The 21,304-nt window shown below is 71.6% G+C and carries 21 protein-coding genes; 6 read left to right on the plus strand and 15 right to left on the minus strand.

What is annotated here, in order from left to right; genetic code table 11:
* Nucleotides 1-55 precede the first annotated feature (55 nt).
* The 6 genes from ACTMMA_RS12030 to ACTMMA_RS12055 all read right to left on the minus strand — a co-directional run bounded on the left by ACTMMA_RS12030 (nucleotide 56) and on the right by ACTMMA_RS12055 (nucleotide 5,315).
* The gene (locus ACTMMA_RS12030) at nucleotides 56-1,348 is read right to left on the minus strand and encodes an adenylosuccinate synthase (protein ID WP_441190376.1); all 1,293 of its coding nucleotides are present in this window, start codon (nucleotides 1,346-1,348) and stop codon (nucleotides 56-58) included.
* 41 nt (nucleotides 1,349-1,389) lie between these two features.
* Complete coding sequence (locus ACTMMA_RS12035; RefSeq protein ID WP_441190377.1) at nucleotides 1,390-2,373, minus strand: hypothetical protein; 984 nt, start codon at nucleotides 2,371-2,373, stop codon at nucleotides 1,390-1,392.
* A gap of 228 nt (nucleotides 2,374-2,601) precedes the next feature.
* Nucleotides 2,602-3,009, minus strand: coding sequence for a DUF3151 domain-containing protein (locus tag ACTMMA_RS12040; protein WP_441190378.1), 408 nt, complete (start codon nucleotides 3,007-3,009; stop codon nucleotides 2,602-2,604).
* Nucleotides 3,006-4,040, minus strand: a complete 1,035-nt coding sequence (fbaA, locus tag ACTMMA_RS12045) for a class II fructose-bisphosphate aldolase (protein ID WP_441190379.1) — start codon at nucleotides 4,038-4,040, stop codon at nucleotides 3,006-3,008. The genes ACTMMA_RS12040 and fbaA overlap by 4 nt, the downstream gene beginning before the upstream one ends.
* A 76-nt stretch (nucleotides 4,041-4,116) precedes the next feature.
* Nucleotides 4,117-4,728 (minus strand): TrmH family RNA methyltransferase, encoded by a 612-nt coding sequence (locus ACTMMA_RS12050; protein ID WP_441190380.1) that lies wholly within the window; start codon nucleotides 4,726-4,728, stop codon nucleotides 4,117-4,119.
* Nucleotides 4,725-5,315, minus strand: coding sequence for a DedA family protein (locus tag ACTMMA_RS12055; protein ID WP_441190401.1), 591 nt, complete (start codon nucleotides 5,313-5,315; stop codon nucleotides 4,725-4,727). The genes ACTMMA_RS12050 and ACTMMA_RS12055 overlap by 4 nt, the downstream gene beginning before the upstream one ends.
* A gap of 236 nt (nucleotides 5,316-5,551) precedes the next feature.
* Here ACTMMA_RS12055 and ACTMMA_RS12060 point away from each other — a divergent pair, with 236 nt between their 5' ends.
* Entirely contained in the window at nucleotides 5,552-7,192 is a 1,641-nt protein-coding gene (locus ACTMMA_RS12060) for a sunset domain-containing protein (protein WP_441190381.1), read from the plus strand.
* Between the two features lie 366 nt (nucleotides 7,193-7,558).
* Nucleotides 7,559-9,016, plus strand: coding sequence for an SH3 domain-containing protein (locus ACTMMA_RS12065; protein ID WP_441190382.1), 1,458 nt, complete (start codon nucleotides 7,559-7,561; stop codon nucleotides 9,014-9,016).
* 130 nt (nucleotides 9,017-9,146) lie between these two features.
* Here the strand turns inward: ACTMMA_RS12065 and pyrE are convergent, their stop codons facing one another.
* Nucleotides 9,147-9,692, minus strand: coding sequence for an orotate phosphoribosyltransferase (pyrE, locus tag ACTMMA_RS12070; RefSeq protein WP_441190383.1), 546 nt, complete (start codon nucleotides 9,690-9,692; stop codon nucleotides 9,147-9,149).
* Nucleotides 9,693-9,757: 65 nt separating this feature from the next.
* Nucleotides 9,758-10,531, minus strand: a complete 774-nt coding sequence (locus ACTMMA_RS12075) for an SDR family NAD(P)-dependent oxidoreductase (RefSeq protein WP_441190384.1) — start codon at nucleotides 10,529-10,531, stop codon at nucleotides 9,758-9,760.
* A gap of 324 nt (nucleotides 10,532-10,855) precedes the next feature.
* On the opposite strand from ACTMMA_RS12075, the gene ACTMMA_RS12080 reads away from it, so the two are divergent.
* Together ACTMMA_RS12080 and ACTMMA_RS12085 are read left to right on the plus strand one after the other, a co-directional pair.
* Nucleotides 10,856-11,932 (plus strand): YeeE/YedE family protein, encoded by a 1,077-nt coding sequence (locus ACTMMA_RS12080; RefSeq protein ID WP_441190385.1) that lies wholly within the window; start codon nucleotides 10,856-10,858, stop codon nucleotides 11,930-11,932.
* Between the two features lie 62 nt (nucleotides 11,933-11,994).
* On the plus strand, nucleotides 11,995-12,219 hold the full coding sequence (locus tag ACTMMA_RS12085; RefSeq protein WP_441190386.1) for a sulfurtransferase TusA family protein: 225 nt from the start codon (nucleotides 11,995-11,997) through the stop codon (nucleotides 12,217-12,219).
* Nucleotides 12,220-12,263: 44 nt separating this feature from the next.
* Here ACTMMA_RS12085 and ACTMMA_RS12090 read toward each other — a convergent pair whose 3' ends face one another.
* Nucleotides 12,264-13,055: a deoxyribonuclease IV gene (locus ACTMMA_RS12090; protein WP_441190387.1), complete on the minus strand. Its 792-nt coding sequence runs from the start codon at nucleotides 13,053-13,055 to the stop codon at nucleotides 12,264-12,266.
* A 218-nt stretch (nucleotides 13,056-13,273) separates the two neighbouring features.
* Here ACTMMA_RS12090 and ACTMMA_RS12095 point away from each other — a divergent pair, with 218 nt between their 5' ends.
* Nucleotides 13,274-13,726 (plus strand): SRPBCC family protein, encoded by a 453-nt coding sequence (locus ACTMMA_RS12095; protein WP_441190388.1) that lies wholly within the window; start codon nucleotides 13,274-13,276, stop codon nucleotides 13,724-13,726.
* 7 nt (nucleotides 13,727-13,733) lie between these two features.
* Here the strand turns inward: ACTMMA_RS12095 and aztD are convergent, their stop codons facing one another.
* A complete protein-coding gene (aztD, locus tag ACTMMA_RS12100) occupies nucleotides 13,734-15,191 on the minus strand; it encodes a zinc metallochaperone AztD (protein WP_441190389.1) in 1,458 nt (485 codons plus the stop codon).
* Nucleotides 15,192-15,283: 92 nt separating this feature from the next.
* Between aztD and ACTMMA_RS12105 the strand changes: the two genes are divergently transcribed.
* Entirely contained in the window at nucleotides 15,284-16,084 is an 801-nt protein-coding gene (locus ACTMMA_RS12105) for an exodeoxyribonuclease III (RefSeq protein WP_441190390.1), read from the plus strand.
* On the opposite strand, the gene ACTMMA_RS12110 is transcribed toward ACTMMA_RS12105, so the two are convergent.
* From ACTMMA_RS12110 to pstB, 5 genes are read right to left on the minus strand one after another with little or no spacing between them, the layout of a single operon-like run.
* On the minus strand, nucleotides 16,071-17,312 hold the full coding sequence (locus ACTMMA_RS12110) for an MFS transporter (RefSeq protein ID WP_441190391.1): 1,242 nt from the start codon (nucleotides 17,310-17,312) through the stop codon (nucleotides 16,071-16,073). The genes ACTMMA_RS12105 and ACTMMA_RS12110 overlap by 14 nt on opposite strands.
* Nucleotides 17,309-17,902, minus strand: coding sequence for an HhH-GPD-type base excision DNA repair protein (locus tag ACTMMA_RS12115; RefSeq protein ID WP_441190392.1), 594 nt, complete (start codon nucleotides 17,900-17,902; stop codon nucleotides 17,309-17,311). The genes ACTMMA_RS12110 and ACTMMA_RS12115 overlap by 4 nt, the downstream gene beginning before the upstream one ends.
* Complete coding sequence (locus ACTMMA_RS12120; protein ID WP_441190393.1) at nucleotides 17,899-19,761, minus strand: MFS transporter; 1,863 nt, start codon at nucleotides 19,759-19,761, stop codon at nucleotides 17,899-17,901. Before ACTMMA_RS12120 ends, ACTMMA_RS12115 begins: the two co-directional genes overlap by 4 nt.
* Before the next feature lies 1 nt (nucleotide 19,762).
* Complete coding sequence (locus ACTMMA_RS12125; RefSeq protein ID WP_441190394.1) at nucleotides 19,763-20,497, minus strand: LppX_LprAFG lipoprotein; 735 nt, start codon at nucleotides 20,495-20,497, stop codon at nucleotides 19,763-19,765.
* Between the two features lie 21 nt (nucleotides 20,498-20,518).
* Nucleotides 20,519-21,298 (minus strand): phosphate ABC transporter ATP-binding protein PstB, encoded by a 780-nt coding sequence (gene pstB / locus ACTMMA_RS12130; RefSeq protein WP_441190395.1) that lies wholly within the window; start codon nucleotides 21,296-21,298, stop codon nucleotides 20,519-20,521.
* Nucleotides 21,299-21,304: the final 6 nt, after the last annotated feature.

A 21,304-nucleotide genomic window follows, 5' to 3' on the forward strand; every position in this document is an offset into this window, starting at 1 on the left:
CCTGCGGCGACGGATAACCGCCCGGGGGTATGAGGTATCTCTCGCCGAAGGTGGGTCAGCCGTCCTCGAGCATGTCGTGCAGCACGATCGACTCGTCGCGGCCGGGACCGACGCCGATGACCGAGATGCGCGTCTTCATCAGCTCCTCGAGCCGGCGGATGTAGGCCTGGGCGTTGGCTGGCAGCTCCTCGAAGGTGCGGCAGCCGGTGATGTCCTCGCTCCAGCCCGGCAGCTCCTCGTAGATCGGGGTGGCGTGGTGGAAGTCGGACTGGTTGACCGGCATCTCGTCGAAGCGCTGGCCCTGGACGTCGTAGGCGACGCAGACCGGGATCGTCTCCAGGCCGGTGAGCACGTCGAGCTTGGTGATGACCATGTCGGTGATGCCGTTGATGCGCTGCGCGTAGCGACCGATGACGACGTCGGCCCAGCCGCAGCGGCGGGGGCGACCGGTGGTGGTGCCGAACTCGGCGCCGGCCTCGCGGAGGAAGTCGCCGTTCTCGTCCTCGAGCTCGGTGGGGAACGGGCCCTCTCCGACGCGGGTGGTGTAGGCCTTGAAGATGCCGATGACGCGCTCGACCCGGTTGGGGGCGACGCCGGAGCCGGTGCAGGCTCCGCCGGCGGTGGCGTTGGACGAGGTCACGAACGGGTAGGTGCCGTGGTCGACGTCCAGCAGGGTGGCCTGGCCGGCCTCGAAGAGCACCGTCTCGCCGCGGTCGAGGGCCTCGTTGAGCTCCAGCGCGGTGTCGCCGACCATCGGACGGATCCGCTCGGCGTGGCGCAGCAGCTCCTCGACGACCTCGTCCACCTCGACGGCCCGGCGGTTGTAGAGCTTGACGAGGAGCTGGTTCTTGGTGGCCAGGGCGGCCTCGACCTTCTGGCGCAGGATCGAGGTGTCGTAGAGGTCCTGGACGCGAATGCCGACCCTGCTCATCTTGTCGGCATAGGTCGGACCGATCCCCCGGCCGGTCGTGCCGATCTTGCGGCTGCCCAGGAAGCGCTCGGTGACCTTGTCCAGGACCCGGTTGTAGGGCGGGATGACGTGGGCGTTGGCGCTGATCCGCAGCTTGCTCGTGTCGACGCCGCGGGCCTCCAGCCCGTCGAGCTCCTCGATGAGGACCGCCAGGTCGACGACGACGCCGTTGGCGATGACCGGCGTGACGCCTGGGGAGAGGATCCCGCTGGGGAGCAGGTGGAGGGCGTACTTCTGGTCGCCGATGACCACGGTGTGGCCGGCGTTGTTGCCGCCGTTGAACTTCACGACGTGGTCGACGCGGCTGCCGAGCAGGTCGGTCGCCTTGCCCTTGCCCTCATCGCCCCACTGGGCGCCTACCAGAACGATCGCGGGCATGGCCCAGCCTTTCCAACTGCTTCGGGGGAACGCGGCCCACTCTACCGACTGTCGGGGACCAGCCCGCGACTGCTCACCGCCATGCCCAGCTGGAAACGGGTCTCCACGCCGTGCTCGGCCATGAGCGCCGCCACGCGCCGGCGGACCGTGCGCAGGCTGATCCCCAGCTGCCGGGCCATCGCCTCGTCCTTGAAGCCGAGCGAGAGATATTCGAGCAGCTTGAGATCCTGCGTCGAGGGGTCGGGGTCCAGCAACGGCTCGGCCCGGCGCCAGAGCTCCTCGAAGAGCGCAGTGAAGGCCCCGATCAGCGCGGCCGAGCGCAGCAGGATGAAGTCGTCGTCGGGGCCGCCGCCCTCGTCGAGGATCACCGCGGTGCCCCCGAAGACCCCGAAGTCCACGGTGATCTCCTCCCCGGGCAGGAAGCGCAGCTGCTCGCCCAGCTCGGTCAGCTCCACCGCGAAGGCGTGCCACCGCGGATCGGTGAGCATGGTCAGGGGCATGATCGTGCGCATCGAGCGGCCGGAGGCGACGACGCCGTCCCGCTGGCGCCGCACGCTCTCGCTGTGTCCCGGCCCGATCTCGAACTGCCCGACCACCTGCAGGATCGCCCCGGTGGAGCTGCGGTAGAGGTGGTCGACGACCGGCGTGGCCTGGGCCACCTCGACGAGCTCCCAGGGCGGCAGGCTGGGCCCGGACAGCTCCCGGCCCCGTCGGTAGTCCAGCTCGAAGCTCTCCAGGGACTCCCGCAGGGCGAGGACGGCACGGCGGCGCGCGTCCAGATCGGCCTCCTCCTCGTCCAGGAGCCGACCCACGGTGGCGCGCGGGTCGTCGGCCCGGACGGTGCCGTCCGGGGCCCGGCGTGCCAGCTGGAGGCGCTCCAGGTCCCGGAAGGCCTCCTGGGCGGTCCGGGTGCTCCACCCCATCGCCGCGGCATGGTCCTCGAGCACCGCCGGTGCCGTCCGGAGGAGGTGGCGGTAGAGACTCGTCTGCCGGTCGCCGAGACCGGCCCGTGGTTGAGACTTCACCTATGGCAGGTTAGGGCCACTGGCACCCTTAGGACAACTTCGCGCGGTCGGAGGTGTTTGGATGTAACCCGGGTCGGACGAGCACGTCAGGGGACGCAAAGCACGTCCGACGATCGGGGCCGCGGACGGCGCCGGGATGGAGTTCCATCCCGGCGCCGCCCCGCGGAGGGGGATCATCGGTGGCCGCGCGAGGCTCGGACCGTCCTGGCCGATCCTCGGCGCCGACCTCTACAGCCCGAGCTCGCGCGCCGCCTCGGTCGAGGAGGCCCTCAGGAACTCCGTGCAGCGCACCTGCTCCTCGGTCTCACCGATCCGCCCGGCCGCCGTGGCGAGCGCGGCCAGCGCCCTCAGGAAACCCTGGTTGGGGACGTGCTCCCAGGGCACGGGTCCCTGCCCGCGCCACCCGGCCCGACGCAGGGCGTCGAGCCCGCGGTGATAGCCGGTGCGGGCGAAGGCGTAGGCATCGACATCGTCCTGCGCGGCCAGCGCCTCCTCGGCGAGGACCGCCCAGGCCAGGCTCGAGGCGGGGTATGCGGCAGCGACCTCGCGAGGGGCACGCGCCCCCGAGACGCTGGCGGCCGGGTCCTCCGGCAGCCGCGTCTCCGGGATGCCGAGCAGGTCGGTCCCGCCGGTCACGCCGAGGCGCTCGTGCCGGCCGAGCGCAGGTGCTCGCAGGCCTCGACGACACGGGCCGCCATGGCGTTCTCGGCGACCTTGCCCCACGAACGCGGGTCGTACATCTTCTTGTTGCCGACCTCGCCGTCGATCTTGAGCACGCCGTCGTAGTTCTTCAGCATGAAGTCGGCGACCGGACGGGTGAAGGCGTACTGCGTGTCGGTGTCGATGTTCATCTTGACCACGCCGTAGTCGACCGCGTCGGAGATCTCCTGGGCGCTGGAGCCGGAGCCGCCGTGGAAGACCAGGTCGAAGGGACGCTCGTCGGCACCCAGACCCAGCTCCTTGGCCGCCACCGCCTGGGCGTCCTGGAGGATCTCGGGGCGCAGCTTGACGTTGCCCGGCTTGTAGACGCCGTGGACGTTGCCGAAGGTCAGCGCGGCCAGGTAGCGGCCCTTCTCGCCAGAGCCCAGCGCCTTGATGGTCGCGATGGCGTCCTCGGCGGTGGTGTAGAGCTGCTCGTTGATCTCGTTGGCGACACCGTCCTCCTCGCCGCCGACCACGCCGATCTCGACCTCGAGGATGGTGCGCGCCTGGGCCGAGAGCTCCAGGAGCTCCTGGGCGATCTGGAGGTTCTCCTCCAGCGGGACCGCGGAGCCGTCCCACATGTGGGACTGGAAGTAGGGCAGGCCACCGCCCTTGACCCGCTCGATGGAGGCGGCCAGGAGCGGACGCACGAAGCCGTCCAGCTTGTCCTTGGGGCAGTGGTCGGTGTGCAGCGCGATGTTGACGTCGTACTTCTTGGCGACCTCGTGGGCGAAGGCGCTGAAGGCCAGCGAGCCGGTCACCATCTCCTTGACGTTCTGCCCGGAGAAGTATTCCGCGCCGCCGGTGGAGACCTGGATGATGCCGTCGGAGCCCGCGTCGGCGAAGCCCTTGATGGCGGCGTTGAGGGTCTGGCTGGAGCTGACGTTGATGGCCGGGTAGGCAAAGTGTCCTGCCTTGGCCCGGTCGATCATGTCGGCGTAGACCTCGGGGGTTGCGATGGGCATGGGGCTCCTCCTCGAACGGGGCTGGGTCGGCTGAGACCCACTCTTCCACAGCCCCGGTATGCGGCGCCTGGCACCCTCAGCCGGAGGCGTGCTGCAGGGCCCAGTGATACATCACGATGGCCGCGGCGGCCCCGGCGTTGATGGATCTGGTCGACCCGTGCTGGGTGATGGCGACCGTGTCGACGCAGGCCTCGAGCGCCTCGGGCGAGAGGCCGGGCCCCTCCTGCCCGAAGAGGAAGATGCAGGCGCGGGGCACCGCATACCCCTCGAGCGGGACCGAACCCTCCACGTTGTCCACGCCCAGGATCGGCAGGCCCCGGTCCGAGGCCCATGCGACCAGGTGTGCCACGTCGGGGTGGTGGTGCTCGTGCTGGTAGCGGTCGGTGACCATGGCGCCCCGCCGGTTCCACCGACGGCGACCGACGATGTGGAAGGCGGCCGCGTTGAAGGCGTTGGCGGTGCGGATCACCGAACCGATGTTGAAGTCGTGGCCCCAGTTCTCGATGGCCACGTGGAAGCCGTGACGGCGGGTGTCGAGGTCGGCCACGATAGCCTCGTGCCGCCAGTAGCGGTAGCGGTCCACGACATTGCGGGCGTCACCCTCCTGCAGCAGCTGCGGGTCGAGGTGCGCGGGCAGGGATCCGTCGGGGCCGGCCGGCCAGGGGCCCTCCCAGGGGCCGAGCGTCACCGGGTCTCCGTCCCGCTCCCCCTGCGCGAGCGCACCCTGGTCACCACGAACCAGACCGCGAAGAGCAGGACGGCTGCGATGACGATCTTCTGGAAGACGCCCGCGTAGTTCTCCACGAGGTGCCAGTTCTCCCCGAGCTGGTAGCCGGCGAGGACGAAGATCGTGTTCCAGATGAGGCTGCCCGCGGTGGTGAGCAGGGCGAACAGGAGCAGGGGCATGCGTTCGATCCCGGCGGGGATGGAGATGAGGCTGCGGAAGATGGGGATCATCCGGCCGAAGAAGATCGCCTTCTTGCCGTGCCGGTCGAACCAGGCCTCGGTGCGGTCGAGGTCGTCCATGTTGACCAGCGGCAGCGTTCCCCAGACGGCGCGGAAGCGGTCGCGGCCGAAGACTGCGCCGAGGGTGTAGAGGGCGAGCGCGCCCACCACCGAGCCCATGGTCGTCCAGAAGATGGCACCGGCCACGGAGAAGCTGCCCTGGCTGGCGGTGAAGCCCGCCAGCGGCAGGATGATCTCGCTCGGCAGGGGCGGGAAGAGGTTCTCCAGGGCGATGACCAGCCCGGCGCCCGGCCCCCCGAGGCGCTCCATGATGTCCACGGCCCAGCCGGCGACACCGGTCAGTTCGGTCTGCGTGCTCAACGTCCACTCCTCGTCACGGATGCAACGGCCGATTCTTCCATCTCCAGGACCCTCTCCCGGACCTTTCGCGCCCTTTCCGTGGCCGGACGTGCGGAATCACACTACGGTGGTGCCCAACGCAGCGCCGTCGTGACGCTGCGGAAGCCTCGAGGATGCGGCCGCTCGGTCGCCACAAGGAGAAACTCATGGACGACACCACCAGGTGGATCATGATCGCCCTGCTCCTCCTGCTCATCGGCGCGGCGGTCTTCATGCTGCTGCGCTCGCCGGGCAAGGAGTCGCGCGGTGACACGCTCGACCGCACCGACGGGGGCCGGGACGGCCTCACGACGACGGACGGCGACCGCACGGACGGCGACCGCACGGACGACGCCTACACCTCGCCCAGCGACCGCGGCGTCTACGACCAGGAGAGCGACGGCACGGAGTCCGACTGGGCCGCCGAGGCGGCACGGATCGGAGCCACCGGTGCTGCCGGTGCGGGCGCCGGCGCTGCCGCCGCGACCGCTGCCGCAGGGGCGGCCACCCGTGACGACGACGGCGACCGCGCCTACGAAGACTCCGCCTACGAGGACTCCACCTACCGTGACGACGCGGTCCGCGAGGGCGACGCCGCCCCGGTGCAGGCCGACGGCGACGCGAGCTACACCGAGACGATCGCCGCCGACGGCGACGCCAGCTCCGAGGGTGGGGCCACCTACGAGGGCGAGCCCACCTACACCGACGACCAGGCCTTCGCCGCGCCGACCCACGACGCGGACCTCGACGGACAGCCGGCCGAGGAGCCCTACCAGCCCGGGACCTACGAGGCCGAGGACGTGCAGGGGGCCCGCGACGAGGACGACGACTGGCTGCGCCAGGCCGCAGCCATCGGCGCGACCGGTGCCGCTGGCGCCGGGGCCGTGGCCGCGACGCACGACGACGACACCTTCCGTGACGACGCCGTGCGCGACGACGCGGTGCGTGACGAGCCTGTGCGTGAGGACGCGTATGCCGCCCACGACGCCGGGGGCAGCGACATCGAGCCGCTGACCGCCGACGAGGTGGACGCGGGCGCGTCCGGGGAGCCGCTGCCCCTGGAGGGCCAGGAGACCTACGACGCACCGGCCCAGGAGAGCTACGACGCGCCCGTGGAGGAGACCTACGACGCGCCCGTGGAGGAGACCTACGAGGCCGAGCGCGGCGCGCAGGACGACGACCAGTCCTACTGGCGCGAGGCTGCCACGATCGGGGCGGCCAGCGCGGCCGGCACCGGCGCCGCGGCTGCCACCCGCGACGACGAGCGGCCCAGCGAGGACGAGGCGATCGCCCAGGAGACCGCCGAGGACTCCACGGCCTACGCCGACCCGACGTACGCCACCCAGGGGTCGACCGCTCAGGACGGTCCGCTGACCGCCGATGAGGTCCTGGCCGCCGACGACGCGCAGGACACCCAGGGCACGACCTACACCGCCGACCCCGCGCACACGGACGGGGCCCGCACCGACGAGACGCCCATGGGCGAGCCGACCACCTACCGCGCCGACGACGGCGACGCCGTCGCCGTGGACGACCCGGTCTCCTACGACGACCGCACCGACGGCGTCGGGACCGACGGCGTCGGGACCACGGAGTTCGCCGAGGCCGCCTACGGCGCCGGATCGGTCGAGCCGGCCGAGGACGGCTCCGGCCCGGCCGGCTGGGAAGTGAAGGGCAACGCCGGGTCGATGCTCTTCCACACCCCGGAGTCGCCCAGCTACGACGCGGTGCGCGCCGAGGTCTGGTTCGAGAGCGAGGACGCGGCCCGCGCGGCCGGCTTCGCGCACTGGGACCGTCGCCGCCGCTGACCGCCACAGGCCCCACCAGGTCTCAGAAGGCCCCTGCCGACACACGTCGGCAGGGGCCTTCCCCATGGGCCGTTTGCGACCTGAGATACAAGGTGAAACCGGTGTGACTGGAGAAAAAACTTCGCCGCCGCAAAATCACACGAATGTGATATTCGCGCTGACCTGCGATGTTTCCCGCCAGATGTGAGCAACATCACGTAGTTACATGCTTGTGCTTCCGCAGATCAGCGTCTTCTCGCAGGTCAGAGGGGGTTGCGCGCGGTCTGGATAGTCGGTTCACTGCCTGTGGCTCCCTCGCGAGCGTGTCCCTGATGTCCCCTGGGTCGGCAGTCCCCTCGGCCGGCCACGACGAAAGCACAGTTGCGCATGACGTCCCGCCTCCGCAGTCTTTCCCGCACCTTGGTCGCAGCGACCGCTGCCGCCGCCCCCGTCGTGGCCCTGGCCCCCTCCGCCCAGGCTGCCCCCAGCGCACCGCTCCCCCGTCAGCCCCTGGCCCCGCTGCCGACCACTCCCCTGGCAACCACGCCAGCCCCCGCGCTCCCGCTGCCGACGGTCGAGACCAACACCACCGTCACGCAGTACGTCACCGCCACCGCCGGGGCCAACGTCCGCTCCGGCCCCGGCACCGGCTACCGCATCGTCGGCGGCCGAGCCTACGCCGCCAAGGTCACCGGCACCTGGGAGAACGGCTGGCTCAAGATCGGCACCGGGCAGTACATCAGCGGCTCCATCCTGGGCTCCAGCAACCCGGGCGGGACCACCCCGACCGACCCGCCGTCGACCGGCACCGTGACCCAGTACGTCACCGCCACCGCCGGCGCCAACGTCCGCTCCGGCCCCGGCACCGGCTACCGCATCGTCGGCGGCCGAGCCTACGCCGCCAAGGTCACCGGCACCTGGGAGAACGGCTGGCTCAAGATCGGCACCGGGCAGTACATCAGCGGCTCCATCCTCGGCGCGGACAACCCGGCCGGCGGCGGCAGCACTTCCGCCCCCCAGGACCCGCCCTCCACCGGCACCGTCACCCAGTACGTCACCGCTACCGCCGGCGCCAACGTCCGCTCCGGCCCCGGCACCGGCTACCGCATCGTCGGCGGCCGCGCCTACGCCGCCAAGGTCACCGGCAGCTGGGAGAACGGCTGGCTCAAGATCGGCACCGGCCAGTACATCAGCGGCTCCATCCTCGGCGCCGACAACCCGGCAGGCGGCGGCAGCACCCCCGCCCCCACCCCCCCGGAGGAGACCAGCGTCCGTCGCTGGGTCGACGTCTCGGTCGCCAACGTCCGCTCCGGCCCCTCCACGTCCTACGGGGTGGTCGGCACCAAGTCCTTCGGCACCCAGGTGACCGGCGTGGTCACCAGCAACGGCTGGCTGAAGATCTCCGACCGTGAGTTCATGTCCCCCGGCGTGCTGAGCACCACCGACCCGGGCGGGTCGCGCGGCGGCGAGCGCCCCCCAGCGCCCCCGTCGGACATCAGCGCCGTCCGCCAGGGCATCCTGGACACCGCCGCCGGCTACGTCGGTCGCCCGTACGTGCTCTACAGCGAGCCGGACGCGACCTTCGACTGCTCCAGCTACACCTGGTGGGTCTACAAGCTCAACGGCATCGACATCCCCCGCACGGTCCGCGACCAGAAGGCCTTCGTCACCCGGGTCACCGACCCCCGCCCCGGCGACCTGATCTTCTACAACGACTTCTACCACGTGGGGATCTACGCCGGTCCCGGCATGACCTACGAGGCGCTCAACCCCACCGCGGGCGTGCGTTACGGCCCGCTGGTCAACACCAACGTCTGGTACGGCCGGGTCAGCGCCCTCGACTGATCACCGCACCACCACGGCTTCGGCCCCCGCGTCCGGGGAAGACGCGGGGGCCGAACGCTGTCCTCAGCAGTGCTCTCGCGCGCTCTCGCGGGAGCGCTCGTGCCTGAGCAGTCAGCTCGGTCCTGTCACCTCAGTCCAGGCCCAGGTCGCCGAGGGAGTATGCGGCCAGGTAGGGGACGCCCGCCTCCCTCACCTTCTCCTCGGCTCCGCTCGCGCGGTCGGCGATCACCGCCACGGCGACGACCTCGGCACCGGCGTCGCGGCAGGCGGACAGGGCCGTCAGCGGCGACCCGCCGGTGGTGGAGGTGTCCTCGACGACGAGGACCTTGCGCCCGGCGATGTCGGGCCCCTCGACCCGTCGCTGGAGGCCGTGGGCCTTCTCGGCCTTGCGGACCACGAAGGCGTCCAGGTGCTGGCTCCGCCGGTGGGCGGCGTGCAGCATCGCGGTCGCGACCGGGTCGGCACCCATCGTCAGCCCACCCACGGCCTCGACCCCGAGGTCGGAGACCAGGTCGAGCATGACGTCGCCGACCAGGGGGGCCGCCTCACCGTCGAGGGTGATGCGGCGCAGGTCGACGTAGTAGTCGGCCTCCTTGCCGGAGGAGAGGGTCACGCGGCCGTGGACGATGGCCTTGTCCTTGATCAGCTCGAGCAGGCGCTCACGGGCGGCAGTCATGGCACAGAGCCTAACGAGGGACAGTGCCCTCAGCGTCGGCGCGTGCGGCGTCAGCGCGTGCGGCGTCAGCGCGTGCGGCGTCGCGCCGCCAGCGAGCCGGCCACGCGCCGGGTGATCCCCCGCGGGGCGACCCGCAGCAGACCCACCACCCCCTTGTAGGGCACCGACGGGACGGAGACGACGCGACCCCTGGCCAGATCGTCCAGCGCGGTGCGGACGACATCGGGGGCCGAGAGCCACAGCCGGTCAGGCAGCTTGGACATGTTCATCTTGGCACGCTGGTGGAACTCGGTGCGCACGAAGCCGGGGCACAGCGCCGTCACATGGACCCCGTGCGGGGCCAGCTCGGTGGCCAGCGCCTCGGAGAAGATCGTCACGTAGGCCTTGATGGCTGAGTAGTGCCCCATCACGGCGTAGCCGGCCACCGAGGAGACGTTGAGGATCGCCCCGTGACCGCGCTCCCGCATGGCGCCCCCGGCGGCGTGGCTCAGCACCATGACCGCGCGCACCATGACGTCCACGGCCCGTTCCTCCTCGTCCAGGTCGTTGCGGACGAAGCCCTTGCGGGAGCCGAAGCCCGCGTTGTTGACCAGGAGGTCGACCGGGCGCGCGGGGTCGGCGAGCCGGTCGGCCACCCGCTGCAGCTGGGCCCGGTCGGCCAGGTCGGTCGGGAGCACCTCGACGGACACCGCATACCGCGCCCGCAGCTCCTGCGCCGCCACCTCGAGTCGGGCGAGGTCTCGCGCGACGAGGACGAGGTCGTGGCCACGCCCGGCCAGCTGCTCGGCGAACTCCCGACCCAGCCCGACGGAGGCTCCGGTCACGAGTGCTGTTCCCATGCCGCCAGCGTAGAGGCAGGCGCGATTTGACATTCCATCACGCAACGTTATTGGATTCCCAACATGTCGATGCGAACTGCCACCGTTCCGGCCCGAGGGCCGATGCTGGTGATGCGACGCCACGTCGACTACATGCGCCAGGCGACGGCGCTCTGTCAGGGCTGAGCTTCGACCTCGCCCGCCGCCGTCGCCGCGTGACCCACGCCCGTGAGGCGCGGCCCTTCCCGCACGACCTTTCAGCGTGAGTCCCACATGACTTCCGCATGACTTCCGCCATCTCTGGCACCCCCTTCCTATCCCTTTCACACCTCTCGGAGATCTCCCATGGTCCTGACCGGACTCCTCCTGGGCGTCGCCTTCGGCTTCGTCCTCCAGCGCGGACGCTTCTGCGTCACCGGCGCCTTCCGCGACGTCTACCTCTCGGGCAGCACCCGGTGGCTGACCGCCTTCTTCGTCGTGATCGCCGTCCAGGCCGCAGGCGTCTTCGCGCTGCAGTCGGCCGGCGTGCTCACCCTGCCCACCAAGGACGTCGCCCTCACCGCCGTCATCGTCGGCTCCCTGCTCTTCGGGGTCGGCATCGTCCTGGCCGGCGGCTGCGCCACCGGCACCTACTATCGGGCCGGCGAGGGCCTGGTCGGCTCGTGGATGGCGCTGGGGATGTACGCACTCTTCGCCGCCGTCATGAAGAACGGCGCCCTCTCCCCGGTCAACTCGACCCTGCGCGGCCAGACCGTCGAGGCTCAGACCCTGCACGGCACCCTCGGGATCAGCCCCTGGTGGCTGGTCGCGGCGCTCGGTCTCGGGGTCGGGTATGCGGCATGGCGTCACCTCTCCGCGCCGACGAAGACGGCCGTAGCCACACTGCCCCCGCAGCACACGGGCCTGCGCCACCTCCTCTTCGAGAAAGCCTGGCACCCCTTCGCCACGGCCCTGGTCATCGCCGTCATCGCGATCGTGGCCTACCCGCTGAGCTTCGCCACCGGCCGTGAGTCCGGGCTGGGCATCACCACGCCGTCGGCCGACCTCGTCGGCTTCCTGGTCACCGGCGACGGCTCGCTGGCCTGGAACTGGGGCGTGATGCTCGTGCTGGGCATCCTGCTGGGCTCCTACCTCGCGGCGCGGGGCGCCGGGGAGTTCAAGATCCGCGTCCCCGACGCGCGGACCTCGGTCCGCAGCCTCGGCGGCGGCGCCCTCATGGGTGTCGGCGCCTCCTGGGCCGGCGGGTGCACCATCGGCAACTCCATGGTCCAGACCGCGCAGTTCAGCTACCAAGGCTGGGTCGCGCTGCTGTTCACCTTCATCGGTGTCGGCCTGGCCACCCGGCTGTTCGTCACCACCCACCGCCGCGCCGGCGCGCTGTCCAGCACCTCGGCCCCGGTGGCGGTGGGGGCGCGGGGCTGAGCCGCCCCACCGCATACCCGACCGTCTTTTGCTCGACCCCATCCCACCTGGAGGAAACACTCATGAAGCACGTTCTCGAAACCGAGGGCCAGGTCTGCCCGTTCCCGCTCGTCGAGGCCAAGCAGGCCATCGCCGGGCTGCCGGCGGGTGATGAGCTGGTGATCAACTTCGACTGCACCCAGGCGACCGACTCGATCCCGCAGTGGGCGGCGCAGGAGGGTTATCCGGTCACCCACTTCGACCGGACCGGCCCCGCCAGCTGGACCATCACCGTCCAGAAGGCCTGACCGCCGGGGGCGGCCCCGGCCACCCGGTGGACGACCACCGGTGGTCAGAGCCGCTCGCGCAACCAGGCGAGGTCGTCGGCGTGACGGTCGCCGGGCGTCTCCAGCATGACGGGGGCGCCCGCCGACCGGATCACGTCGGCGAGCTCGTCCTCGGGGATCTGGCCGGCACCCAGCGTCGTGTGCCGGTCGGCCCCCGACCCTGCGGCGTCCCGGGAGTCGTTGGCGTGCACCAGGTCGATCCGGCCGGTGATGGCGCGGACCTTCTCCACGGCGTCGCCGAGCGCGATGCCGCCGGCCCAGGCGTGGCAGGTGTCCAGGCAGAAGCCGACCTTCTCGGCGCCCTCGGCCTGCTGGATGGCCTCCCACGTGCGGGCGATCCGGTCCAGGTGGCGCGCCATCGCATTGTCGCCGCCGGCGGTGTTCTCCAGCAGGAGGGGGACCTTGAGGTCGGTCGACTCGATCGCCTTGCGCCAGTTGTCGAAGCCCTTCTCCGGGTCGTCGTCCACCCCGACGTGCCCGCCGTGCACGACCAGGCCCTTGGCACCGATCTCGGCCGCGGCGTCCATGTGCTGCTGGAGCAGCTTGCGGGAGGGGATCCGGATCCGGTTGTTGGTCGTGGCGACGTTGATCAGGTAGGGCGCGTGGACGTAGAGCGCGACCCCTGCCGCCTCGGCCTCCTCCCGGAGAGCCTCGGCGCCGCCCTCGTGGTGGATCACCGGCCCCTTGTAGCTCTGCGGGTCGCCGAGGAAGAACTGCACCATCCCGATCCCCCGGGCCGCGGCCTCGGCGATGGGGTCGGTCTGGTCGACGTGGGCTCCGAGCAGCAGGCTGGTCATGGCCACCATCGTAGGCAGCGGCGGCGACATGGCTGGATCTGCGGCGGCGACATGGCTAGACCTACGTGGGCCGTATCTACCTCGGTTGTCCACAGGGGCGGCTCGGCCGGCCACGCCAGTCGGCACGTGCCCCACTTTTCGCGGGATTTCCGGCGATAGACCGCGAAGACGCATGCATGTGCCGGTGGTGGGGGACGGGCCGGAACTACCCTGACCAGATGACGACCCCGGCCTTCACCCTCGAGCTGCACGTCGGCCCGCCGCCACCGCAGGCGTGGGCGCTGCTGTGGGACCTGGACCGGCATACCCGTCACGTCCCGCTGACGACGGTGGGGCCGGGTGCAGGGGCGCCTGCTGGCTCGTCGCCCGGCGCGCCGCTCGGGCCGGGGGCGGAGTTCACCGCCACGACGCGCCTCGGGCCGGTCCGGATCGACGACCGGATGGTGGTCACCCGCTGGGAGCCGCCCCACCTCGCCGTGATCGAGAAGGTAGGGCGGCCTCTGGGCGGGCAGATCGAGGCGGCCCTGGAGCCGCACGGCGCGGGCACCCTGCTCCGCTGGCACCAGTCGGTGAGCGTCGGCAGGATCCCCGCGCCGCTGGTGCGGCTCGCGCTGCCGGCCGTGCGGGAGGGCTACCGGCAGGCCTTGCGCCGGATCGTGGCCCGCCCCTGACTGGAGGTCAGTGGTCGTGACCCTCGTGGTTGTCGTGGTCGTGACCCTCGTGGTTGTCGTGGTCGTGACCTTCGTGGTCGTCGCCCTCGTCCTCGTGACCCTCATCCTCGTGGCTCCCGTGGTCGGAGTCGGCGTCGGCGGCGTGCGGGCGGGCCAGTCGGCCGTCGACACCCGTGATCTCGTTGGGCACCTGCGGCAGCTGGGCCGTGTCGATGACCGACATGGAGTCCAGGTCGACGATGTGCACCTCCCGGGTGGCCGGCTCGGTCACATAGCCGAACTGCCCCATGACGAACAGCGCCGGGCGCGGCTGCTGCCACTCCGCCGGTGCCGCCCACCGCTCCACGACCGGGATCTCGTGCGTGACCTCGCCAGACTCCGGGTCGATCACGTGCACCGCACCATCGGTGCCCAGGACCAGCGCCTCCCCCTGCGGCCCACGCGCCAGGGAGCGGAAGGTGTAGGACGTGCCCAGGTCGACAAGGCGCAGCTCGTCGGTCGCCGTGTCGAGGAGGCTGACCTGCTCCGGCTCGGCATCCTCGTCGACCTTGTAGTCCCCGAGCATCACCGTGGACAGGGCGGAGCCGGCCAGCGTGCCGGCCGCGCCGGACGGGTCGGGCGAGGAGATCTTGGAGAAGTCGCCGTCGCGGTAGACGATCAGACCGTCCTGGCATCCCAGCACCACGACCTCGTTGGCCGCCACCGCCTCGCCGTGGACGCCGGGGCACTCCTCGGTACGGGCCGTCTCGGTCCCGTCGGCACCGACGACGCGCGCCCCGGACCGGGACTCCGAGGTGCCGACGGTCTCCAGCAACGAGCCGTCCGCCAGCGTGAGGGCGACCCCGTGGTGGGCCTCCTCGACCTCGTGGGTGCGCGTGATCTCGATCTTCCCGGCCGAGGCATCCAGCCGGGTCGGGTCGATGATGTCCACGCGACCGTCCCCGTCGAAGTAGAGCGCAGTGCTCCCGGCGTGCGGGACGACGTGACCGGGGTGGGAACCGTCGACCCGCAGGGCGCTCAGCCGCGGCGCGGTCGTGTAGCTGTGGTCGTGGTTGCCGTGCGGCTCGCTCCAGGTCCCCGCGTCGAGCAGGCGCAGGCTCTCCCCCTCGGTGACGAACAGGTGACGGCCGTCGCCGGCCGGGTTGAGGCGGGGGAAGCCCTCGGCCGCGAACTCACCCAGGACCTCCAGGGTCATGGCGTCGACCACCATCACCCCACCGTCGTAGGAGAGGGCCAAGCGAGGTGCGGGCCCGGCCGCCTCATGGACCACGCCTTCATCCGGCTCACCCGCGCCGGCCTCCTCGGTGCCGGAGCTGGTCGAGGTGGTCGTCGAGGCACCCTCGGTGGCCGCTCCGACCGAAGAGGTGCCCCCGGCCGGGGTCGCGTTCGTGCCGGGCTGGACGCAACCGACGAGCATCAGGGCGGGGACGGACAGGGCGATGAGACTGGTCTTCGTCAACTTCATGTTGAGAATCATTCTCATTCTGATCTCGGCTGTCAACTCGTCGGCAAACCGTCGGCTCCGGCTGACGCCGACCGGCCACCTAGGGTTGGCCCATGCGCATCGCCACCTGGAACTGCAACAGCATCCGCACCCGCGCCGACCGGGTGCTCGCCTTCCTCGAGCGCCACGACGTGGACGTGCTGGCCCTGCAGGAGACCAAGTGCCGCGACGACCAGTTCCCGTTCGTGCCCTTCGAGGCGGCGGGATACGAGGTGGCGCACGTCGGCTACCACCAGTGGAACGGCGTGGCCGTCCTCTCCCGGGTCGGCCTGGAGGACGTCCAGGTCGGTTTCCCAGGGATGCCCACCTGGGGCGACGGCGACCAGGCCACCGCCGAGGCGCGGGCGGTCTCGGCCCTGTGCGGCGGGGTACGGGTCTGGTCGCTCTACATCCCCAACGGGCGCAGCCTGGAGGACCCCCACCTGCTCTACAAGCTCTCCTGGCTGGAGGCGCTCAAAGAGGCCGGCCAGGGCTGGCTGGCCGCCGAGCCCGACGCGCAGGTCGCGCTGATGGGCGACTGGAACATCGCCCCCACCGACGAGGACGTGTGGTCGGTCGAGTACTACGCCGGCAAGACCCACACCTCACCGCAGGAGCGCGCCGCCTTCGACGCGGTGGTCGGGGCCGGCTTCAGCGACGTGACCCGCGAGCACACGCCGGGGCCGGGGACCTACACCTACTGGGACTACACCCAGCTCGCCTTCCCCAAGCGGAGGGGTATGCGGATCGACTTCTGCCTGGGCAGCCCCGCCCTCGCCGCCAGGGTCGAGGGCGCCTTCATCGACCGGGACGAGCGCAAGGGCAAGGGCGCCAGCGACCACGCACCGGTCGTGGTGGACCTCAGCGAGAGCTGACCACTCCCCGCTCGCGCCACGCCAGGGGCAGGGTCGCCGCGCACGCCAGGCCTGCCACGAGCAGGCCCCAGCCGAAGCCGGCGCCCGAGGCGATCGCCCCGACCGCGACCGCGCCCACCGCGGTGCCGAGGTCGAAGCCGATGTTCCACACCGCGCTCGCGGTGCTGATCCGGTCCTTGCGCACCAGGGCGTAGGAGAGCACGAGCGTCAGGTTCTGCAGCGCCCCGTACGCGACGCCGAAGAGCGCGAGCAGACCCACCCAGGCCAGGACCGAGCCCTCACCCACCGGCGACCAGTCGTCCAGGCCCAGCACCAGCGCGAGGGCGGCCATCGACGCAGCCCCCAGCAGGGTCAGCGGCCACACGAAGGTGCCGGCGCCGAAGCGGTCCGCCAGGCCGCCCACCAGCCAGCGCGCCACGGCCGAGGTCAACCCCGTCGCCAGCAGCCCGGCGGTGGCCACACCGGGGCGCTCGACCAGCTGCGGGGCGAAGGTGATGACCGAGCCACCCGCCAGGGTCACCGCGAGCAGCAGCAGTGCTGGCGGGACGAGGGCCCGGTAGGTCCGGGAGAGCGAGGTCGCGGGCTGCGCGGCCTCCCCGGACCAGCCCCGCCCGGGCTCCTCGTCCTCCTCTCCCCCGTGCGGCAGGTGGGGCGCCAGCGCGAGGGTGGCCGGGACCCCCAGCATCGGCAGGGCCCCGATGAGGAAGACCGGCAGCCAGCCGAGGCGCTCGGCGATGGTCGGCCCCCACGGCATGAAGAGCAGGTTGGGCAGGGCCACCGCCAGCCCGTAGGCGCCGATGGCGGCACCCCGCCGGGCCGGGTCGACCAGGTGCGCCGCGGCGGCCGAGCCGGTCACGGTCAGCACCGCGAAACCCATGCCCCGCACGGCCGCCAGGAGCAGGATCCACGGCAGCGAGTCGGACAGCAGGTGCAGCAGCGAGGGCAGGCCGAGCAGAAAGACCCCCACCGCCATGACCGGGCCCCAACCCCATCGGCGCAGGGCCGCGGGCACCATGAGCTGGAAGAGGACGGTCGAGCCCAGCATCACGCCGTTGACCAGCCCCGACCCCGCAGGTCCCGCACCACCGGCGACCGCCCACGAGGGAGCCAGGGGCAGGAGCACCGCATACCCGGAGAATCCGAAGAAGGTGACCCAGACCAGGGCGAGGAAGCCGGGGGCACGCCAGATCGAGGCGCGCGGAGACGCGCCGGATGAGGGCGAGGTCACGGGGCCGTGGTGCCCTTCGCGGCCTTGGCGGCGGCCTTCTTCTCCTTCTTGTAGGCGCGCACCTGCTGGAGGGACTCGGGGCTGGTGACGTCGGCGATCGACACGTGCACGCCGGCCCTGCCGTAGTCGCCCGCGGCCTGCTCCCAGCCGGCCGCGGTCAAGCCCCGCTGCTTGCCGAGGAGGGCCAGGAAGATCTTGGCCTTCTGGTCCCCGAAACCGGGCAGGGCCTTGAGGCGCTTGAGGACCTCCTTGCCGTCCGGCCCGCCCTCGGTCCAGATGGCGGCGGTGTCCCCGTCGTAGTCCTCCACGACGGCGGTCGCCAGATCGTGGACGCGCTGGCCCATCGTCTTCGGGAAGCGGTGCACCGCGGGCGGGGTCGCGCACAGGGCGATGAACTCGTCCGGGTCGGTCCGCGCGATCTCGGCGGGGTCGATGCTGCCGAGGCGCTCGACGATCTTGCGCGGCCCGTCGAAGGCGACCTCCATCGGGATCTGCTGGTCCAGCAGCATGCCGGTCAGGAGGGCGAACGGGTGCTCGGTGAGGATGCGGTCGGCCTCGGGCTCCCCCACGAGGTTCAGCTGGGCGGTCATGGGCTCGATGGTATGCCGTGGGCCGGGGCTGCGGAACTCTCACGACCGGCCGAGGGCCGTGCTGCGCCGACGGCGCGGACGCCGAGGGCCAGGGCCAGGATCGCGGCCAGGGCCGCCGCCACCCCGGCGCCGGTCAGCACGGTCTGGACCTGGACCACGGCGGCGTCCAGGAGGGCGTTGGTGTCGGTGGGGTCGGCGAGCTCGGCGACCTCGCGGTGGAAGCTGCGCAGTCCGAGCGAGGTGAGCATGGCCAGGCCGACGACCATGCCGGTCATCCGTGCCACGACGACAAGGGAGCTGGCGGTGCCGTGGCCGTCCTCGTGGGCGTCGGCCAGCGCCGCGTCGTTGACCGGGGCGATGGCCAGGCCGATGCCGAGTCCGGCCGCCGCCAGGGTGAGCGTCGTGGAGACCGGGTCGTCGAGGGAGGAGCGCTCCCAGCGGCCCATCGCCAGGATCGCGACGGCGGCGAGGGCGAGACCAGGTGCGCTGACCAGGCCGGGACCAACCCGGCGCAGGAGCCAGCCACCCAGGACCGCCCCGACCGGGACGGCGACGAGGAACCGGACCAGGACCAGGGCCGCGTCGGTCTCGTCGGTGCCCTGGGTCAGCCGGGAGAGCAGCGGGACGTCGACGACCACCGCGACGAGGGCGGCCCCGACGAGCAGGCTGACCGCGAGCGCCGGCCAGACCCGACCACGGACCACGCCGGCGGGGATCAGGGGGTGGCGGGCGGTGCGCTGACGCAGCAGGAAGGCCAGGGTGGCCAGAGCACCGAACGGCAGCAGCCACAGCCCCCACGGGCCGAGGACTTCAGTCTCCGGGTTGGCGGTGGAGAAGGTCAGGACGAGGCAGCCCAGGGCGATCGCGACCAGCGCGGCACCGGGCAGGTCCGCGCGCAGCAGCAGCGGGAGCCAGCGTGGGGCGCTGAGGCCGGCGAGGACGAGCGTGAGGATGGCGGCGGCGAGCCCGATGGGGGTGGCGACCCGTGAGCCGTGCTCGGGATCGAACGGGACGAAGGGGGCGCCCAGCTCGATGGAGGTGGTCAGCGCCTCGGGGGCCCACAGGGTCAGGGTCCAGGCCGCGGTGGCGAGGACGCCGACCACCCAGATGAGAAGGGTGACCGCACGGCTCGCCCGGTGGGGGGCGGCGGCAACCACAGGACGCTCCCGGTGGGGGGCGGCGGCAACCACACGGCGCTCTTGGTGGGGGTCGGGAGCAACCACAGGGCGCTCTTGGTGGGGGTCGGGAGCAACCACACGGCGCTCTTGGTGGGGAGGGGTGGCGGGGCGGATCAGCCAGATCCCGACGAAGGCGAGCACGCCCAGCCCCACGTTGAGCCAGAAGATCTCGCGCCAGCCCGCCACCATGAGCACCAGCGCGCCCAGGAGGGGGCCGAGCACCGAGCCGAGCTCCTGGACGGCCCCGACCACGCCCAGCGGCATCCCCCGTCGGCCCCGGGGCCACAGGTCGGCGACCAGGGCCAGGGTCGCCGGGACCAGCCCGCCGCCGCCGAGCCCTTGGAGGAAGCGGCCGGCGACCATGACCTCCAGGTCGACCGCGGCCGCGGTGACCGCCGATCCGATCACGAAGACGGCCAGGCACCACAGCAGGATGCGCCGCCGGTCGACAAGGTCCGAGACCCGGCCGATGAGGGGCAGGACTGCGATGTAGCCCAGCAGGAAGCCCGAGATGATGGGGGTGCCGCGCTGGAGCGACTCGATCCCGACACCGACGCCGGCCATCATGTCGGTCAGCGCCAGCACCACCACGTAGGTGTCCGCCGCGGCCAGCGCGACCGCCAGGGACGCGACGGTCAGCAGCGAGCGCGCCCCCCGCGCGGCCGGTTCCCCCCTACCCACGTCAGGGACGCGTCACGGTGACGGGAACCCCATACCGGTCCAGCGTCAGCGCGTAGGTGGAGGAGGCGGGCGGGTAGAACGGGCCGGTGATGGTCACGGTGCGGACCTCCCAGGACTCCTCGACCAGCCCGTAGACGACCTCGAAGGGCGACTGCGCGTCGCCGACGTAGAGGAGTGCGGTCACGGCCTCCCCGGGCAGTGTGCCGGTGACCTCCTGGACGATCTCCGAGCCGGCCCGGGCCCGCTCCCCGAACTGCGGGTCCTCGGTCTGCGGCAGCAGCCCGACCAGGCCGTCCTCGGTGTCGAAGAGGGTGGCGGGGTCCGGGACGTTGAGGTCGGCCGGGTCCGTCTTCACGTGCGTGGGGACGTAGGGCAGCTTCACCCACAGCTCCCCGTCCAGCGCCACGGTGGGCACGTCGGCCTGGATGCCGGCCACCTTGGCGGTGATCGTGCCGGCGAAGGCCGGCGGCTCCATCGTGCCGTCCCCCACGGCGCCGATGATGTAGCTGTTCTCGTCCTCGGGCAGCTGGCTCCCGCTCATCTCCAGGTGCACCGAGCCCGCCTCGACCAGGACGTCGTGGGCCTGCTCCAGCCGGTCCTTGGGGGTCGGCGGGGGCGGGGCGGACGAGGTGGTGGCGTCGTCGCCCTCGTCGTCGCTGCACGCGGTGAGCGCGAGCGCCGACGCCAGAGCGAGGACGGCAAGGTGGCGGGTATGCCGTGCGCTGAGCCTCGTCATACCCGCCACTATCGCAGGTGATCAGCCGAAACGGCCGGAGATGTAGTCCTCGGTGGCCTTGATCGAGGGGTTGTTGAAGATGTTCTGGGTGGTGTCGTACTCGACGAGCTCGCCCGGCTTGCCGGTCGCCTCGAGGTTGAAGAAGCCCGTCTTGTCGGACACGCGCGCGGCCTGCTGCATGTTGTGCGTCACGATGACGACGGTGTACTCCTGCTTGAGCTCGTTGATGAGGTCCTCGATCGCCAGGGTCGAGATCGGGTCCAGGGCCGAGCAGGGTTCGTCCATGAGGATGACCTCGGGCTGGATCGCGATCGCGCGCGCGATGCACAGACGCTGCTGCTGACCACCCGAGAGGCCCGAGCCGGGCTTGTCGAGCCGGTCCTTGACCTCGTTCCACAGGTTGGCGCCCCGCAGGGCCTTCTCGGTGAGCTCGTCGGCGGCCTTGCTGCTGAGCCGCTTGGAGTTGAGGCGGACACCGGCCAGCACGTTCTCCTTGATGGACATCGTGGGGAAGGGGTTGGGCCGCTGGAAGACCATGCCGACCTGGCGGCGCACGTCGACCGGGTCCACGCCCTTGCCGTAGAGGTTCTGGCCGTCGACGAGCACCTCACCCTCCACGCGCGCGCCAGGGATGACCTCGTGCATGCGGTTGAGGGTGCGCAGGAAGGTCGACTTGCCGCAGCCGGAGGGGCCGATGAAGGCGGTGACCGTCCGCGGCTCGATGGCCATGCTGACGTTCTTCACGGCGTGGAAGTCGCCGTAGTAGATGTCGAGGTTCTTGACGTCGATTCGCTTGGACACGGGTGG

The sequence above is a fragment of the Ornithinimicrobium panacihumi genome, assembly GCF_052073805.1.
In the GTDB taxonomy this organism is placed as follows: Bacteria; Actinomycetota; Actinomycetes; order Actinomycetales; family Dermatophilaceae; genus Ornithinicoccus; species Ornithinicoccus panacihumi.